15 protein-coding genes and 2 tRNA genes are annotated in these 15,883 nt (G+C 65.0%); 12 read left to right on the top strand and 5 right to left on the bottom strand.

Translation table 11 applies throughout. The features are described from left to right. Nucleotides 1-65: 65 nt before the first annotated feature. Entirely contained in the window at nt 66-1,349 is a 1,284-nt protein-coding gene (gene eno, locus ACSQ24_RS13400) for a phosphopyruvate hydratase (RefSeq protein ID WP_436095150.1), read from the bottom strand. A 133-nt stretch (nt 1,350-1,482) separates the two neighbouring features. Here eno and ACSQ24_RS13395 point away from each other — a divergent pair, with 133 nt between their 5' ends. Genes ACSQ24_RS13395 through queF form a run of 3 tightly spaced genes read left to right on the top strand, consistent with a single transcriptional unit; the run spans nt 1,483 to nt 2,552 of the window. Beyond that, the gene (locus ACSQ24_RS13395) at nt 1,483-1,779 is read left to right on the top strand and encodes a type II toxin-antitoxin system RelE/ParE family toxin (protein WP_436095149.1); all 297 of its coding nucleotides are present in this window, start codon (nt 1,483-1,485) and stop codon (nt 1,777-1,779) included. Between the two features lies 1 nt (nt 1,780). After that, complete coding sequence (locus ACSQ24_RS13390; RefSeq protein WP_436095148.1) at nt 1,781-2,071, top strand: addiction module antidote protein; 291 nt, start codon at nt 1,781-1,783, stop codon at nt 2,069-2,071. Nucleotides 2,072-2,096: 25 nt separating this feature from the next. After that, nucleotides 2,097-2,552, top strand: coding sequence for a preQ(1) synthase (gene queF / locus ACSQ24_RS13385; RefSeq protein ID WP_436095147.1), 456 nt, complete (start codon nt 2,097-2,099; stop codon nt 2,550-2,552). A gap of 3 nt (nt 2,553-2,555) precedes the next feature. On the opposite strand, the gene ACSQ24_RS13380 is transcribed toward queF, so the two are convergent. Continuing rightward, on the bottom strand, nt 2,556-3,761 hold the full coding sequence (locus tag ACSQ24_RS13380) for an MFS transporter (RefSeq protein WP_436095146.1): 1,206 nt from the start codon (nt 3,759-3,761) through the stop codon (nt 2,556-2,558). Next, nucleotides 3,754-4,623 carry a 3-deoxy-8-phosphooctulonate synthase gene (kdsA, locus tag ACSQ24_RS13375; RefSeq protein ID WP_436095145.1) on the bottom strand — a complete coding sequence of 290 codons (870 nt, stop codon included), beginning with the start codon at nt 4,621-4,623 and terminating at the stop codon, nt 3,754-3,756. Before kdsA ends, ACSQ24_RS13380 begins: the two co-directional genes overlap by 8 nt. A 200-nt stretch (nt 4,624-4,823) precedes the next feature. Between kdsA and ACSQ24_RS13370 the strand changes: the two genes are divergently transcribed. Beyond that, complete coding sequence (locus ACSQ24_RS13370) at nt 4,824-5,072, top strand: FitA-like ribbon-helix-helix domain-containing protein (protein WP_436095144.1); 249 nt, start codon at nt 4,824-4,826, stop codon at nt 5,070-5,072. Then, nucleotides 5,072-5,497, top strand: a complete 426-nt coding sequence (locus tag ACSQ24_RS13365; RefSeq protein ID WP_436095143.1) for a type II toxin-antitoxin system VapC family toxin — start codon at nt 5,072-5,074, stop codon at nt 5,495-5,497. Before ACSQ24_RS13370 ends, ACSQ24_RS13365 begins: the two co-directional genes overlap by 1 nt. A gap of 46 nt (nt 5,498-5,543) precedes the next feature. Here ACSQ24_RS13365 and ACSQ24_RS13360 read toward each other — a convergent pair whose 3' ends face one another. Continuing rightward, a complete protein-coding gene (locus ACSQ24_RS13360) occupies nt 5,544-6,989 on the bottom strand; it encodes a multicopper oxidase family protein (RefSeq protein WP_436095142.1) in 1,446 nt (481 codons plus the stop codon). 166 nt (nt 6,990-7,155) lie between these two features. On the opposite strand from ACSQ24_RS13360, the gene ACSQ24_RS13355 reads away from it, so the two are divergent. From ACSQ24_RS13355 to ACSQ24_RS13325, 7 genes are all read left to right on the top strand, one after another. Further along, nucleotides 7,156-7,240: transfer RNA gene (locus ACSQ24_RS13355), tRNA-Leu, on the top strand. An 86-nt stretch (nt 7,241-7,326) separates the two neighbouring features. Continuing rightward, the gene (tig, locus tag ACSQ24_RS13350; RefSeq protein ID WP_436095141.1) at nt 7,327-8,751 is read left to right on the top strand and encodes a trigger factor; all 1,425 of its coding nucleotides are present in this window, start codon (nt 7,327-7,329) and stop codon (nt 8,749-8,751) included. A gap of 145 nt (nt 8,752-8,896) precedes the next feature. Then, complete coding sequence (locus tag ACSQ24_RS13345; RefSeq protein WP_436095140.1) at nt 8,897-9,520, top strand: ATP-dependent Clp protease proteolytic subunit; 624 nt, start codon at nt 8,897-8,899, stop codon at nt 9,518-9,520. Nucleotides 9,521-9,789: 269 nt separating this feature from the next. Beyond that, nucleotides 9,790-11,058 carry an ATP-dependent Clp protease ATP-binding subunit ClpX gene (gene clpX, locus ACSQ24_RS13340; protein WP_284169728.1) on the top strand — a complete coding sequence of 423 codons (1,269 nt, stop codon included), beginning with the start codon at nt 9,790-9,792 and terminating at the stop codon, nt 11,056-11,058. Nucleotides 11,059-11,391: 333 nt separating this feature from the next. Beyond that, nucleotides 11,392-13,821 (top strand): endopeptidase La, encoded by a 2,430-nt coding sequence (gene lon, locus ACSQ24_RS13335; protein WP_436095139.1) that lies wholly within the window; start codon nt 11,392-11,394, stop codon nt 13,819-13,821. A 159-nt stretch (nt 13,822-13,980) separates the two neighbouring features. Then, nucleotides 13,981-14,247: a hypothetical protein gene (locus tag ACSQ24_RS13330; RefSeq protein ID WP_436095138.1), complete on the top strand. Its 267-nt coding sequence runs from the start codon at nt 13,981-13,983 to the stop codon at nt 14,245-14,247. 67 nt (nt 14,248-14,314) lie between these two features. Then, nucleotides 14,315-14,390: transfer RNA gene (locus tag ACSQ24_RS13325), tRNA-Val, on the top strand. A gap of 47 nt (nt 14,391-14,437) precedes the next feature. On the opposite strand, the gene ACSQ24_RS13320 is transcribed toward ACSQ24_RS13325, so the two are convergent. Next, a complete protein-coding gene (locus ACSQ24_RS13320; RefSeq protein WP_436095137.1) occupies nt 14,438-15,874 on the bottom strand; it encodes a hypothetical protein in 1,437 nt (478 codons plus the stop codon). Nucleotides 15,875-15,883: the final 9 nt, after the last annotated feature.

Below are 15,883 nucleotides of genomic sequence, written 5' to 3'. Positions count from 1 at the left end.
CGATGCCGGAGCTGCCGTTAGGGGGCAAACCGCATGGCGCTGCCTATTGCAGCGCAGCATGTGCGTCAGGCGAGGGCCTTCAGCGCCGAGCGGCCGGCATAGATCGCTTGCGCTCCCAGTTCCTCCTCGATGCGCAGCAGCTGGTTGTACTTCGCCGTCCGGTCGGAGCGGGCGAGCGAGCCGGTCTTGATCTGCCCGCAATTGGTTGCAACCGCGAGGTCGGCGATGGTCGCGTCCTCGGTCTCGCCCGAGCGATGCGACATCACCGCGGTGTAGCCGGCGCGCTGGGCCATCTCGACGGCAGCCAGCGTCTCGGTCAGCGTGCCGATCTGGTTGACCTTGACCAGGATCGAGTTGGCCGTCTTCGCCTTGATGCCCCGCGACAGGCGGGTGACGTTGGTGACGAACAAGTCGTCGCCGACCAGCTGGCACTTGTTGCCGACGAGATCGGTCAGCGCCTTCCAGCCCTCCCAATCATCCTCGGCCATGCCGTCCTCGATCGAGACGATCGGGTAATTGGCGACAAGCTTGGCGAGATACTTCGCCTGCGCCTTCGGATCACGGGTTTTGCGTTCGCCTTCATAGACATAGGCGCCGTCCTTGAAGAACTCGGTCGCGGCGCAGTCGAGCGCCAGCGCCACGTCCTCGCCGAGCTTGTAGCCGGCCTTCTCGATCGCGACGGTGACGAAATCGAGCGCCGCCTCGGCTGATTTCAGGTTCGGCGCGAAGCCACCCTCGTCGCCGACATTGGTGTTGTGGCCGGCGTCGTGCAGCGCCTTCTTCAGCGTGTGGAAGATTTCCGCGCCCATCCGCAGACCCTCGGCGAAGGAGGGCGCGCCGATCGGCATCACCATGAATTCCTGGAAGTCGATCGGATTGTCGGCATGGGCGCCGCCATTGACGATGTTCATCATCGGCACCGGCAGGACGCGGGCCGAGGTGCCACCGACATAGCGATAGAGCGGCAGGCCCGAGCACTCGGCCGCCGCCTTGGCCACGGCGAGCGAGACGCCGAGGATGGCGTTGGCGCCGAGCTTGCTCTTGTTCGGCGTGCCGTCGAGCTCGATCATCGCCTGGTCGATCGCGGCCTGGTCCTCGGCGTCCATTGCGACCAGCGCCTCGGCGATCGCGACATTGACGGCCTCGACCGCCTTCAGCACGCCCTTGCCGAGATAGCGGCTCTTGTCACCATCGCGCAGCTCGACGGCCTCGTGCGCCCCGGTCGAGGCGCCTGAAGGCACCGCGGCGCGGCCCATCGAGCCGTCTTCGAGCACGACATCGACCTCGACCGTCGGGTTGCCGCGGGAATCGAGGATCTGGCGGCCGATGATGTCGATGATCGCGGTCATGGCAGGCTCCGGAGCTGAGGTGGGCAAGGGATGCCGCGCTTCTAGACACAAGCGGCGGCGACGGGAAGGGGCGGTTTTGACGAAATGTAATTTATAAGTTACATTACCTGTCGATAAGATCCGACAGGGCGCCATGCTCCAGCTCAGGCAGACGGATACCTTTCGAAAATGGGAACGGCGGCTGACGGATCAGAAGGCGAGGGCGGCGATCGCCGCGCGCCTCTTTCGATTGGCAAACGGGCTGGCGGGGGATGTTGCCCCGGTGGGTGGAGGCGTCAGCGAACTGCGGATTCACTACGGCCCAGGCTACCGGGTCTACTTCAAGCGCCGAGGCCAGGAGATCCTCATTTTGCTCTGTGGGGGCGACAAGGCGACACAGGAGCGGGATATCGCACTGGCGAAGAAACTCGTTGAGCAATGGAATGAATGAGATGGCGGACAAGCTCCACGATTACGATCCAGCTGATGCGTTGAAGACGGATGAGGCCGTCGAGATATTCCTCAGGGATGCCTTCGAGACCAGTGACGCGCGCTACATTGCGAAGGCGCTGGGCGTCGTCGCCCGGGCCAAGGGCATGACCAAAATCGCGCGGGAAACCGGCCTCGCTCGCGAACAGCTCTATAAATCGCTCAGCGAGCACGGTAATCCGACGCTCGAAACCACCTTGGCGGTCTTGAAGGCGATCGGTTTCGAGCTCACGGGCAAGCGCCACGCCGCCTGATCGCGACAATCTGGACGAAAACGACATGACCCTCGACGCCTCGACCCTTCAGCTCGGCAAGGCGAGCGACCTGCCGCGCTCGCCGGAGGAAGCCCGCCTCGATCGCGTGCCCAACCCTCATGTCGGCACCGACTATCTCGCGCGCTTCACCTGTCCGGAATTCACCTCGATCTGTCCGGTCACCGGTCAGCCCGATTTTGGCATCCTGGTGATCGACTATCTCCCGGGCGACTGGCTGGTCGAATCGAAGTCCTTGAAGCTCTATCTCAGTTCCTTCCGCAACCACGGCGCCTTCCACGAGGACTGCACCGTCGGCATCGGCAAGACGCTGGTCGAGTTGCTCGAGCCGAAATGGTTCCGCATCGGCGGCTACTGGTATCCGCGCGGCGGCATCCCGATCGACGTGTTCTTCCAGACCGGCGAGGCCCCGAAGGGCCTCTGGCTGCCCGACCAGGGCGTCGCGCCCTATCGTGGGCGCTGACCTTCAGGTCCGGCTGCCGGCCAGCGGCAGGATGCGCGGCGTTGCGAAGCCGAGCAGGGTGATTCCGGCGGCGAAGACGAGGATCGCGCCGCTGGTGCCGAACAGGTGCAGGGCGGCGCCCATCAGCACCGGCCCGAGCGCATGGCCGCAGAACAATGCGCAGGCGAACAGCGCCACCGCAGAACCGCGCGCGGTCGGCGCGAGCTCGGTCGCCTGCGCCTGGAAGGTTCCGTGCATCAGGAAGAAGCCGAAGCCGTTCAACGTGAAGATCGCGACCGCGCTCCACCAGGGCAGGAAGGTGAGCGAGAAGAGAGCGAAGGCCAGGCCCATCACGATGCCGCCCAGCGTCGTCATGCGGGTCGGGCCGAGCCGCTCGACCAGGATACGAGTCAAGACGCCATAGACGATGCCGCCGAGTCCGGTGCCGGCGATAACGAGGCCGGCCTGTGACGGCCCGACGCTGGCGCGCTCCTGCAGGATCGCGGCGATATAGGGCGGCATGCCGAAGATCAGGCTACCCTCGACGATGACGAGCCCGTAAAGCAGTTTCGAACGCGGATTGGCGAAGACGGCGGCATAGTTCGCGAGCGCGCCGGCGAAGCTGAGCGGCGCACGCCGCGCATCCGGCCTGGGCTTCAGCACCACCAGCACCAAAATGCCGGCGATTGCGGCGAGGCCCCCCGCCATCACGAAGACGTAGCGCCAGCCCAAATGCTCGGCGATCAATCCCGAGCAGGCGGCACCGACCATCTGCCCGACGATCATCAGCACCAGGAAGCGGCCGAGCATGATCTGCCGCTCGGCCATGGGCGCCCGGTCACCGATCGCCGCCATGGCGACAGGGATGATGCCTCCGGCGGCGATACCGGCGACCATGCGCACGACCGTCAGCGCTTCGAACGACCCGACGAAAGCCACTGCGAGCGACAACAGCGCGAGCCCGCCGAGGCAGGCCGAGATCGTCCTGAGCTTCCCCAGCGAATCGGCGATCGGCCCGAGGAAAGGCTGACCGACGGCGTAGGCGAAGGAGAATGCGGTCGCGACGGCAGCGACCTGGGCGATGCTGCGGCTGAACTCGGCCGCCAGCGTCGGCACCAGCGGGTCGAGCAGGCGCATGGTGAAGGTCGAGGCGAAGCCGCACGCCCCGAGAACGAGGATCAGCGAATTCAGCGAACCTTGCGGTGGCGAGGCTGCGGGGCTGTCAGACATACGCCAGCGTAGAATGCGCTATGCGCTTGGCAAGCCGATCAAACTCTTGCAGCTCTGCAATCAGCGCATGGAAGTCGCGCAGCGGCACCATGTTCGGCCCGTCCGACGGGGCATTGTCGGGGTCCGGGTGCGTCTCGATGAAGACGCCGGCGACGCCGACCGCGACCGCAGCCCGCGCCAGCACCGGCACGAATTCGCGCTGCCCGCCGGTCGAGGCACCCTTGCCGCCGGGCTGCTGCACCGAATGGGTCGCGTCGAAAATCACCGGGGCGCCGATCTCCGCCATGATCGGCAGGCTGCGCATGTCGGTGACCAGCGTGTTGTAGCCGAAGGAAGCGCCGCGCTCGGTCAGCATCACGTTGGGATTACCGCTCTCGGTCACCTTGGCAGCGACATTGACCATGTCCCAGGGCGCCAGGAACTGGCCCTTCTTGACGTTGATGACGCGGCCGGTCTTCGCGGCGGCGACGAGCAAATCGGTCTGCCGGCACAGGAAGGCAGGAATCTGCAGCACGTCGACTACCTCGGCCACCGGCGCGCACTGGCTCGCGTCGTGCACATCGGTCAGTACCGGCATACCGGTGCGCTCGCGGATCTCGGCGTAGACGGGCAGGGCGGCCTCGAGCCCCATGCCGCGCTGGCCCTTCACGCTCGTGCGGTTGGCCTTGTCGAAGGAGGCCTTGAAGACGATGCCGATGCCGAGCTTCTCGGCGGTCTCCTTCAGCGCCAGGGCGATCTCGAGCGCGTGATCCCGGCTTTCCATCTGGCAGGGGCCGGCGATCAGGGCGAGCGGCAGGCCGTTGCCGAAGCGGACGGGCTTGGCGAGGTCGGCGCCCACGGTGACGATGGTGTTGGCGGTCATGGCGGGCTCTCAATCCGAGATTTCAGAGTGGGAACTTACGAAAATCCGGCTTTCGCCTTGTCGCGTCCGGCTCCGGAGGTCGAGGGTTTAGAAGCCGCCAGTCGCCATGACAAGTCGAAGCAGGCGAGGGCAAGGCCTCCCGCCTTGAAAGGCGGAATATTATTGATTAATCTGAGAGCATTGATGATCGAGGGCGAGCCATGACGGGTATGACGATCCGCAATCTCGACGGTCAGTTGAAAAAGCGCCTGCGCATACGCGCTGCCTCGCGCGGACGCTCGATGGAGGAGGAGGCGCGCGAGATTCTGAGAGCGGCCCTTTCGGTCGAGCCTCATCAGAACCGGCGCAATCTCGCCGATCGAATTCGCAGCCGGATGGCGAAGGTCGGAGGAGTGGAGCTCGATATCCCCGGGCGTGAGGCGATCCGTGAGCCGATCGATTTCGGCTGATGATCATTCTCGACACCAACGTCATCTCCGAACTCCTGCGTCCGAAGCCCGATGGCGCCGTGGAGGCATGGCTGACCGACCAGCCGCCGGCCTCGATCTTCACGACGACGATCACGCAGGCTGAGATCCTCTATGGCGTGCGCCTGCTTTCGGACGGCAAGCGCAAGAAGGAACTGCTTGCTGCTGTCGAGCCCATCTTCGCTGAGGATTTCGCCGGTCGTGTGTTGCCGTTCGACGAGGATGCGGCGGATGCCTATGCCACGCTGGCCGTCGCGCGCCGGCAGGCCGGTCGGCCGATCAGTCAGTTTGATGCGCAGATCGCGGCAATCGCGACCTCGCGTGGAGCCGCCATCGCGACCCGCAATGTCTCTGATTTCGCCGAAACCGGCGTAGCCTTGGTTAATCCATGGGCGTATGAGGGCTGACGGAGCCCGTGTCGGAACCGGCTGTCTTCCTGCGCCGCTTATAGTCTCACGTCACCTCGAACCAGCTCCACAGCCCGCGGTCGAAGCGCTCCAGCACGGTCGAGGAGATCAGCCAGCGCCCGGGATTGTCGGCGATGAAGGCGATGTGCAGGCGTTTTCCCTCGGGAATCTGCACCGTGTCGAGGAAATAGGGCTCCCAGCCATCGTCGAGCGGATGCAGCAGGCGGAAGCTGTGGCCGTGGACATGTAGCGGCTGCAGGAAGGCGGTCTTGTTGGTGATGCCGATCACGACGGGCGCCCCACGCTTGACGCTGAACAGCGGCTTGCCCTTCGGATCGCCCTGGCCGCCATTGACAGTCCAGGGCCTGGCTAGATCGAGCCCGGCGAGGTCGAGCTTGTTCTCCGCCGTGATCCTGGCGCCGCCCTCGATCACCAGCTCGGCACGCTTCGCGTCCTGCAACCGAACCGCCGCCGGCAGGGCCGGGTTGGGCGGCATCGCGGCGATCGGCGTGCGCGCCGCTTTGGCCGTGCCCTCCGAGACGAAGCGCACCAGCGGCACGCCCGGGCCGATCAGCGCGGTGACGCTGGCGCTGGCCCCGATCGTCTCCGGCATGTCGAAGATCACGTCGTAGCGCGTGCCCGGCGCGAAAGGCAGCTGCGCCCTGACCGGCTCGAAGGTCTCGGTCGGCTGGCCGTCGACCGCTGCGACGAAGGCCTTCATCTCGTCGAAGCGCAATCGCATGATCCGCGCATTGCAGGCATTGCCGAGGCGAAGCCTGACGCGAGCACCCGGTGGCAGCTTGACCGGCAGCGGCGGCGGCTTGCCGTTGACGGTGAGCCAGCTGCCGAGCCGTCCGGCCGCGGCGCCGTCCTGTCCGTCGGCAGCGAAGGGCAAGAGCTTCTGGTCGTCGCTGAGCAGCCAGTCGCCGATCAAGGCGGGCAGGTCGAGATCGACCGACGGCGGCTCCTTCTCCTCGACGATCAGCATGCCGCAGAGCCCGCGCCCGGCTGGCTCGGACGAGCCACCGATCAGCATCGGCCGATAGAGGGAGGTGCCGGAATCGGGCGGCGTCAGCCGGTATTCGAATTGCCCGCCCGGCGGCACCGGCTCCTGGCTGAAGCCGCCGACGCCGTCCATGGCGTGATCGGCGCGCAGGCCATGCCAGTGCAGCGAGAGCGGCTTGTCGGTCCGATTCTGCAAGGTGAGACGTAATGTCTCGCCCTGCTTCACTTTGAGAACCGGGCCCGGCGTGGCGCCGTCGAAGGCCCAGATCTCCGTCTCGGGCGCCGGCGCAGGCCGCAGCCGCACCTTGGCCGAGGTCGCGACAAGGTCTCGCATCGCGCCGCCGGCAGCTGGCGCCGGAGCAGTCGGCGTCTGCTGGGCCAGTGCGGAAAGCGGCGTGAGCAGGGTCGCGGCGCCGGCGGCCTGTGCGATGACCAGGCGTCGGCTGGGATGAGGGCGCGAGGCCGGTGGCGAAGCGTCTTTGCTCATGCTCGCGACATAGCCGGGCCGTGCTGTTCTGGCGAGTGCAAAGCCGCTAGGGAGCGGCGTTCGCAGAACTGTCGCATTTTTTTGCTGCATGACGCGTCCGAAATGGTATAGCGGCGCGGCCTACGGTGCTGCTGTCGCGAAAACCGCGATATGGCGCACCGGGTTGGCGGGCGTGGCGGAACTGGTAGACGCACTGGTTTTAGGTACCAGCGGCGAAAGTCGTGGGGGTTCGAGTCCCTCCGCCCGCACCAGGATTCGGATTTCGCGAGCGCGGCGGCGGTCATTCGGCGTCGCGCTTTGGACATTGAAGTTAAAGAGCTGTTGGCGGATCAGAACGATGAACGTGACGGAAACCCTGTCCCAGGGCCTCAAGCGCGAATTTCAGGTGGTGCTGAACGCCACCGACCTCAAGTCGAGGCTCGATGACAGCCTTCAGGACCTGCAGGGCAAGGCCAAGATCAACGGCTTCCGTCCCGGCAAGGTCCCGGTCGGCCATCTGCGCCGGCTCTATGGCCGCTCGGTCATGGCCGATGTGGTGCAGAACGCCGTCAACGAGGCGAACCAGAAGATCATCGCCGACAACGAGCTCAAGCTCGCCTTCGAGCCGCAGATCAAGTTCCCCGAGAACAAGGACGAGATCGAGGCCGCGATGGAGGCCAAGGGCGATCTCGCCTTCACCGTCGCGCTCGAGGTACTCCCGAAGATCGAGATCGTTGATGTCTCCGATGTCGCGCTCGAGAAGCCGGTCGCCGAGGTGCCCGCGGCGGATGTCGACGCAGCGCTGGAGCGCATGGCTTCGCAGAACCGCAGCTTCGAGTCGAAGAAGGATGGCGCCAAGGCCACCAAGGGCGACCGCCTGCTGATCTCCTTCGTCGGCACGCTCGAAGGCAAGCCCTTCGACGGCGGCACCGGCTCGGAAATCCCGCTCGAGCTCGGCGCCGGCCAGTTCATCCCGGGCTTCGAGGAGCAGCTCGAGGGCGTCAAGAAGGGCGACCAGCGCACCGTCTCGGTGACGTTCCCCGAGAACTATGCGGCCGAGAACCTTGCCGGCAAGCCGGCCGAGTTCGCCGTCACCGTCGACGACGTCCAGGGACCGGGCGAGCTCAAGATCGACGACGAGCTCGCCAAGGGCTTCGGCATGGAGTCGCTCGACGCGCTCAAGACCGCGATCCGCGAGCAGATCGGCCGCGAGTTCGGCGAGCAGTCACGCCGCAAGGTCAAGAAGAGCCTGCTCGACGCGCTCGACGCCAAGTACAGCTTCGAGCTGCCGCCGACCCTGGTCGAGCAGGAGTTCGCCGCGGTCTGGAGCCAGGTCGAGGCGGATATGAAGAACGCCAACAAGACCTTCGCTGACGAGAACACCACCGAGGACGAGGCTCGCGCCGAGTACCGCAGGATCGCCGAGCGCCGCGTGCGTCTCGGCCTGGTGCTGGCCGAGATCGGCGAGCAGGCCAAGGTCCAGATCGCCGATGACGAGGTGACGCAGGCCCTGATCCAGCGCGCTCGCCAGTTCCCGGGCCAGGAGAAGGAAGTCTGGGAGTTCTATCGCAAGAACCCGCAGGCGTTGGCCGAGATCCGCGCCCCGATCTTCGAGGAGAAGGTCGTCGACCATCTGCTCGGCCAGGTGAAGGTTTCCGACAAGTCGGTTTCGCGCGAGGCGCTCTTCGCCGATGACGAGGAAGAGGGCGCCGCCGAGGCCAAGCCGAAGGCCGCCAAGGCGAAGAAGGCCAAGAAGGCCGCGGACGACGAGGCTTCGGCCTGATCCCTTCCGCACCTGGCTTACGATTTCGCGCCGCCCGCATCCTGCCGGGCGGCGCTTCCCTTTTCAGCTGCCGCCGGCATGCTTATGTGGGGTTTCGCCGCTCTCGGCTGATTCCCGCCCGCTTTGACCCCAAGGACCGACCATGATGCGTGACCCGATCGAGACCTATAATAATCTCGTCCCGATGGTGGTCGAGCAGTCGAGCCGCGGCGAGCGCGCTTTCGACATCTATTCGCGCCTGCTGCGCGAGCGAATCATCTTCCTGACCGGCCCGGTCGAGGATTACTCCGCCTCGCTGATCGTGGCGCAGCTCCTGTTCCTCGAGGCCGAGAACCCGAAGAAGGAAATCTCCTTCTACATTAACTCGCCCGGCGGCGTGGTCACCTCGGGCCTGTCGATCTACGACACCATGCAATTTATCCGCTGCCCGGTGACGACGCTCTGCGTCGGCCAGGCCGCCTCGATGGGCTCGCTCTTGCTCACCGCGGGCGCCAAGGACATGCGCTTTGCCCTGCCGAATGCGCGGATCATGGTCCACCAGCCCTCCGGCGGCTTCCAGGGCCAGGTCACCGACATCCTGATCCATGCCCGCGAGGTCGAGAGCCTGAAGCGGCGCCTGAACGAGATCTACGTCAGGCACACCGGCCGCTCCTACGAGGACATCGAGGGCGCGCTGGAGCGCGATAATTTCATGACCGCCGATCAGGCCAAGGAGTTCGGGTTGATCGACAAGGTCATCGACAAGCGCGCGGACGAGGCGGCGGCCTGAGGTCGTCGCGATACAACGCGCCTGTGGGTTGGCGAGTGGCTTTCGAAGGGCCATATTGCCTAGAGACTAGGCCCCATGTTTGCATGGGGCATCGGAAGGGCGCAGCAAGGCGCCCGAGCGGTCCGGTTTTGGGTCAGTTTCGTCGCCGCCTGCGCCAGAGCGACGCGTTAACCTAAAAATCGTGATCTGAGCGCCTATTATGACGGGGAGACGACATCAGCCTGCCGTTATTCGGTGGCGGATTTCGTCCTCCGAGATGGAGAATCACGATGAGTAAGGCCAGCGGCGGCGATTCCAAGAGCACGCTCTACTGCTCCTTCTGCGGCAAGAGCCAGCATGAGGTCCGCAAGCTGATCGCGGGCCCGACCGTGTTCATCTGCGATGAATGCGTTGAGCTCTGCATGGACATCATTCGCGAGGAATCGAAGTCCGCGCTGGTGAAGTCGAAGGACGGCGTGCCGACTCCGAAGGAGATCCGCAAGGTCCTCGACGACTACGTCATCGGTCAGGATCACGCCAAGAAGGTGCTCTCGGTCGCGGTCCACAACCATTACAAGCGGCTCTCGCACGCCTCGAAGCACAACGACGTCGAGCTCGCCAAGTCGAACATCCTGCTGATCGGGCCGACCGGTTCGGGCAAGACGCTGCTGGCGCAGACGCTGGCGCGCATTCTCGACGTGCCCTTCACGATGGCGGATGCGACGACGCTGACCGAGGCCGGCTATGTCGGCGAGGACGTCGAGAACATCATCCTGAAGCTGCTCCAGGCCTCCGACTATAATGTCGAGCGGGCGCAGCGCGGCATCGTCTACATCGACGAGATCGACAAGATCAGCCGGAAGTCCGACAACCCGTCGATCACCCGTGACGTCTCGGGCGAGGGCGTCCAGCAGGCGCTGCTCAAGATCATGGAAGGCACCGTTGCCTCCGTGCCGCCGCAGGGCGGGCGCAAGCATCCGCAGCAGGAGTTCCTGCAGGTCGACACCACTAACATCCTGTTCATCTGCGGCGGCGCCTTCGCCGGGCTGGACAAGATCATTTCCAGTCGCGGCAAGGGCACCTCGATCGGCTTCGGCGCAAACGTGAAGGGGCCGGACGACCGGCGCACCGGCGCGATCTTCCGCGAGGTCGAGCCCGAGGATCTGCTCAAGTTCGGCCTGATCCCGGAGTTCGTCGGCCGCCTGCCGGTGCTGGCGACGCTGGAGGATCTCGACGAGGCGGCGCTCAAGACCATCCTGACCGAACCCAAGAACGCTTTGGTCAAGCAGTATCAGCGCCTGTTCGAGATGGAGGACACCGAGCTGACCTTCACCGACGAGGCGGTCAGCCTGATTGCCCGCAAGGCGATCGAGCGCAAGACCGGCGCGCGTGGCCTGCGCTCGATCATGGAAGGCATTCTGCTCGAGACCATGTACGAGCTGCCGGGGCTGGAAGGCGTCGAGCAGGTCGTGATCGGCCCCGAGGCGGTCGAGACCAAGTCGCGCCCGCTGTTCATCTATGCGGATCGCGAAGAAGAGGCCAAGTCGGCCTCGGCCTGAGCTAAGCCCGTTTCTGGTTCAGTTCGGAACGCGCGCCATTGGCGCGCGTTTTGCTTTTTAGGCCTGGGCGGATACGACTGCCCGGAAACGGTTTTTGCCTTGCCGATCCTCACGGTCTCGTGTGCCGGCTATGGCAGAAGCTGCGGTGGACTTTGCGTGGCCGTCGCTTGAAAGCCGGCGTCGAAACATCCACCTTAGGATCACCTGCAAGAGTCGCGTGCCTGTCGAGGGCGCGGTTTGCGGGGGCGCCTGGCGCGAATGGTCGCGTCGCGCGGTACGTCCGTTTCGATCGCCTTTTCGGGGTCGGCCGGACGAAAACTTGAAGGACTAGACATGACTGGCTCGACGCCCCGCGCCCCGCTTGTCCCCGGTACGACCGATACCTATCCGGTCCTGCCGCTGCGCGACATCGTCGTATTCCCGCACATGATCGTTCCGCTCTTCGTCGGCCGCGAGAAGTCCATTCGCGCGCTTGAGGAAGTCGTCAAGAACGATGGCCTGATCCTGCTCGCCACGCAGAAGAATGCCGGCGACGATGATCCGGAAACCGGTGACATCTACGAGATCGGCACGCTCGCCCGCGTGCTCCAGCTGCTCAAGCTGCCCGACTCGACCGTGAAGGTGCTCGTCGAGGGCATCGGCCGGGCGAAGGCGACGGCCTATACCGCCACCGACGATTTCTATCAGGCCGAGGCCGAGGCGCTCGCTGAGGAGGCCGGCAAGAAGGTCGAGGTCGAGGCGCTGGCCCGCTCGGTGATCAGCGAGTTCGAGAATTATGTGAAGCTCAACAAGAAGATCTCGCCCGAGATCGTCGCGGCGGTCTCCCAGATCGACGAGCCGGCCAAGCTCGCCGATACGGTCGCCTCGCATCTTGCGGTCAAGATCGCCGACCGGCAGACCGTGCTTGAGGTGATGAACGTCGCCCACCGGCTCGAGAAGGTGCTCTCCCTGATGGAGAGCGAGATGTCGGTGCTGCAGGTCGAGAAGCGCATCCGCTCGCGCGTCAAGCGCCAGATGGAGAAGACCCAGCGCGAGTACTATCTCAACGAGCAGATGAAGGCGATCCAGAAGGAGCTTGGCGACGGCGAGGAAGGCCGTGACGAGCTGGCCGAGCTGGAAGAGCGCATCGCCAAGACCAAGTTGACCAAGGAGGCGCGCGACAAGGCCGTCGCCGAGGTCAAGAAGCTGCGCCAGATGTCGCCGATGTCTGCCGAAGCCACGGTCGTCCGCAACTATCTCGACTGGCTGCTCGGTATCCCGTGGGCCAAGAAGTCGAAGATCAAGAAGGACCTGGCCGCGGCCCAGAAGGTGCTCGACGACGATCATTTCGGTCTCGACAAGGTCAAGGACCGCATCGTCGAATACCTCGCCGTGCAGCAGCGTGCCAACCGGCTCGCCGGACCGATCCTGTGCCTCGTCGGCCCTCCGGGCGTCGGCAAGACTTCGCTCGGCAAGTCGATCGCCAAGGCGACCGGCCGCGAGTTCGTGCGCATGTCGCTTGGCGGCGTGCGTGACGAGGCCGAGATCCGCGGCCACCGCCGCACCTATATCGGCTCGATGCCCGGCAAGATCATCCAGTCGATGAAGAAGGCCAAGACCTCGAACCCGCTCATCCTGCTCGACGAGATCGACAAGATGGGCCAGGATTTCCGCGGCGATCCGTCGGCGGCCCTGCTCGAGGTGCTCGATCCCGAGCAGAACTCGACCTTCAACGACCATTACCTCGAGGTCGACTACGACCTATCGAACGTGATGTTCGTGACCACGGCGAACACGCTGAACATCCCGCCGGCCCTGCTGGACCGCATGGAGGTGATCCGCATCGCCGGCTACACCGAGGACGAGAAGGCCGAAATCGCGCGTCGCCACCTGATTCCGGGGACGATCAAGAAGCACGGCCTCGAATCCAAGGAATGGTCGATCGACGACGAGGCCCTGACGACGCTGGTCCGGCGCTATACCCGCGAGGCCGGGGTGCGTAACCTCGAGCGCGAGCTCGCCAACACCGTCCGCAAGGCGGTGAAGGAGATCGTGCTGACCAAGAAGAAGAAGGTCGCGGTCACGCCTGCGGTGCTGGAAGAGTATCTCGGCCCGCCACGCTATCGCTATGGCATGGCGGAGACCGAGGATCAGGTCGGCGTCGTCACCGGCTTGGCCTGGACCGAGGTCGGCGGCGAGATGCTGACGATCGAAGGCGTGATGATGCCCGGCAAGGGCAAGATGACCGTCACCGGCAACCTGCGCGACGTGATGAAGGAATCGATCTCGGCGGCGGCATCTTATGTCCGCTCCCGCGCCATCGATTTCGGCATCGAGCCGCCGCTCTTCGATCGACGCGACATCCACGTCCACCTTCCCGAGGGGGCGACCCCGAAGGACGGTCCGTCGGCGGGCATCGGCATGGCGACGGCCATCGTCTCGGTGATGACCGGCATCCCGGTCCGCCGCGATGTCGCCATGACCGGTGAGGTCACGCTGCGGGGCCGGGCGCTGCCGATCGGTGGCCTCAAGGAGAAGCTGCTGGCTGCCCTGCGCGGTGGCATCAAGAAGGTGCTGATCCCCGAGGACAACGCCAAGGATCTGGTCGATCTGCCGAAATCCGTGAAGAATGGGCTCGAGATCGTCCCGGTCTCGCGCATGGACCAGGTGCTGCAGCATGCGCTGGTGCGCCAGCCGACGCCGATCGTCTGGGAAGAGGACCTCAAGGCGCCTGCGCCCAAGTCCACCGAGGACGACGCGGCTACCGGCCTCGTCGCCCACTGAACTCATCACTCGTGAATAGGAAGGCCGCCGGCATCGCCGGCGGCCTTTTTCTTTGGCGGAGCGCTTGAACCGCACCCTGCATTATAGCCTAGGCGCCTGAGCGATGAACTCGGCGAGCGGATTCGCAATCGGATCCCGCATCCGCAGAGCGAGGTGACGTTGCGCGAGCTCCTCGAGCAGCAGCAGCGCGGCCGGATGTCTTTCGAGTTCTTGAGCGAGGAGTTGGCGGACGCAGTCCGCGAGCAACAGCCGATCGTGAGCGCGGAGCTCGAAGCGAAGGGCGATCTGCAGTCGCCTGGCTTCCGCCGCGTTGCCGAGGACGGCGTCGATATCTACGAGGCGCGGTTCGCCCAAGGCTCCCTGCAATGCGGCATCGGCTTTGACCAGGATGGCCGCGTGCATACGCTCTGGATGCTGCCGGCCTGAGGAAAGGGTTCGCAAGCGACCGCCTGTGGCTTGCGAAGCCGCTCCCATGGCCTTAAACGGCGGACAGGGGCGGTTAGCTCAGTCGGTAGAGCGCTTCGTTTACACCGAAGATGTCGGCGGTTCGAGCCCGTCACCGCCCACCAGCCATCGCATGGCAGCTGTCGGACCCAGGGGCGTTCGTTCAACGGGTTCAGCGACTGCGGGTGTAGATCACCGCATAGCGATCGGAATAGGCGCGCGTCCAGCCGGGCAATTCCTCAAAGAACGGAATGCGGTTGTCCCCGGCCGACAGTAGCGCCCAGTCGACTCCATATTTGCGCAATTGGGTTTGCAGCAGCGGCTTGCCAGCGCTGCGTCCCGTCGCGTCATCCGCTTGCGTGAAGCCGTTCAGGAAAAGCTGGTCGGTGCGGCCGTCAATGAAGGTCTTAACGCCGTGGAAGATGAGAGTTCCGCCAAACTCGTAGGAGTTGAGGACAGGGCCTGACAGGCCGCGCTGCGCAGCGAAGGCCAGCGCATCCTTCGCCGATGTCTTCTGGCTCGGTTCAATGGCGGGGCCACGCGTTAGGACAACGCCAGTGCCCATCACGAGAGCGACACTGACGCCGAAGGCCAGCCGATAGTGCCCGAGCAGGAAACGCTCCAATCCGTCGCGCTGCTCCGTCATCCACGTCCGGATCGACAATGCGGGAAACTGTTCCGCGACCTGCACAGCCAGCACCACGGGAACCAGCAGGAAGAACACGTAAACGAAGCGCTCGTGCGCGAGATAGAGATGCAACGCGAACAGGACGAAGAGCGCCCTCGCCAGCCCGATGCGGAGGCCCGAGACGAGCAGCCCCAGCAGCATCAGCAACAAAGCTGCCTCGTTCAGAGGCGTGGCAGAGGCATTGAACGGCCGCCACTCCGTGATGAGCGGCACGGCCTCGTTGGCGCCGGCGACGGTGAAGGTCGCCAGGATGGCCTTGAGGCCATAGGGGTTGATCAGGCTCACCAGCGGGCACAGCGCGCCGAAGATGCACCATTGAGCCAGCAGCCGAGGCTGCGCCAGCCGATAGCGGATGAGGATTTCCAGCCCGGCAAAGGCCGCAATGACGAAGCCGAGCGTGAACGAGGCGTGGAGATTGGCCCACAGCCAGAGCAGGACGAGCAGTCCGAAGCCGGGGGGCCGGCCGGCGCCGGCGGACCGGAACAGGCAGGCCGTCCAGACCACGATGATGGGCAGCGTGAAGACATGCGGCCGGGCAGTGAAGACGAAGGCGGACAGAAGAGCGAGGCTCAGAGCCAGGGCCAGCGCGATGCTCGGCTTCAACGCCTCGCCGAACTGCCAGGCGAGCAGGAAGACCGTCAACGAAATCGCCGCGACAATGGCGAGTACGACACCGTTCCAGCCGGCGCCCTTGTAGGCCAGTGCCAGGAGCGCCTGGCTCAGCCATTCCTTCGCGATCCAGGGCTGACCGGCGAAGCTGTGTGAGTAGCTGTCGATGGTTGGGAACACGCGGGTGGCAAGCATGTCCAGCCCCACGCGAATATGCCACCAGCTGTCGGGGTCCTGAAGAAGGGCTGGGGTGCGGACGAGCAGAATCGTGGCCATGATGGCGGCCGCAAGCAGGCTGGAGATCAACCTCATGCGCCATGC

The organism is Allobosea sp. LjRoot237, from assembly GCF_964253285.1.
GTDB lineage: Bacteria > Pseudomonadota > Alphaproteobacteria > Rhizobiales > Beijerinckiaceae > Allobosea.
This window is presented reverse-complemented; position numbering and strand designations above follow the sequence as displayed.

Excerpts from the sequence above, each read along its gene's own strand:
- ACSQ24_RS13395 (WP_436095149.1), top strand. The coding sequence starts at position 1,483 with ATGCTCCAGCTCAGGCAGACGGATACCTTTCGAAAATGGGAACGGCGG.
- tig (WP_436095141.1), top strand. The coding sequence starts at position 7,327 with ATGAACGTGACGGAAACCCTGTCCCAGGGCCTCAAGCGCGAATTTCAG.
- queF (WP_436095147.1), top strand. The coding sequence starts at position 2,097 with ATGACCCTCGACGCCTCGACCCTTCAGCTCGGCAAGGCGAGCGACCTG.
- ACSQ24_RS13345 (WP_436095140.1), top strand. The coding sequence starts at position 8,897 with ATGCGTGACCCGATCGAGACCTATAATAATCTCGTCCCGATGGTGGTC.
- ACSQ24_RS13390 (WP_436095148.1), top strand. The coding sequence starts at position 1,781 with ATGGCGGACAAGCTCCACGATTACGATCCAGCTGATGCGTTGAAGACG.
- clpX (WP_284169728.1), top strand. The coding sequence starts at position 9,790 with ATGAGTAAGGCCAGCGGCGGCGATTCCAAGAGCACGCTCTACTGCTCC.
- ACSQ24_RS13360 (WP_436095142.1), bottom strand. The coding sequence starts at position 6,989 with ATGAGCAAAGACGCTTCGCCACCGGCCTCGCGCCCTCATCCCAGCCGA.
- lon (WP_436095139.1), top strand. The coding sequence starts at position 11,392 with ATGACTGGCTCGACGCCCCGCGCCCCGCTTGTCCCCGGTACGACCGAT.
- ACSQ24_RS13320 (WP_436095137.1), bottom strand. The coding sequence starts at position 15,874 with ATGAGGTTGATCTCCAGCCTGCTTGCGGCCGCCATCATGGCCACGATT.
- ACSQ24_RS13365 (WP_436095143.1), top strand. The coding sequence starts at position 5,072 with ATGATCATTCTCGACACCAACGTCATCTCCGAACTCCTGCGTCCGAAG.
- kdsA (WP_436095145.1), bottom strand. The coding sequence starts at position 4,623 with ATGACCGCCAACACCATCGTCACCGTGGGCGCCGACCTCGCCAAGCCC.
- eno (WP_436095150.1), bottom strand. The coding sequence starts at position 1,349 with ATGACCGCGATCATCGACATCATCGGCCGCCAGATCCTCGATTCCCGC.
- ACSQ24_RS13370 (WP_436095144.1), top strand. The coding sequence starts at position 4,824 with ATGACGGGTATGACGATCCGCAATCTCGACGGTCAGTTGAAAAAGCGC.
- ACSQ24_RS13380 (WP_436095146.1), bottom strand. The coding sequence starts at position 3,761 with ATGTCTGACAGCCCCGCAGCCTCGCCACCGCAAGGTTCGCTGAATTCG.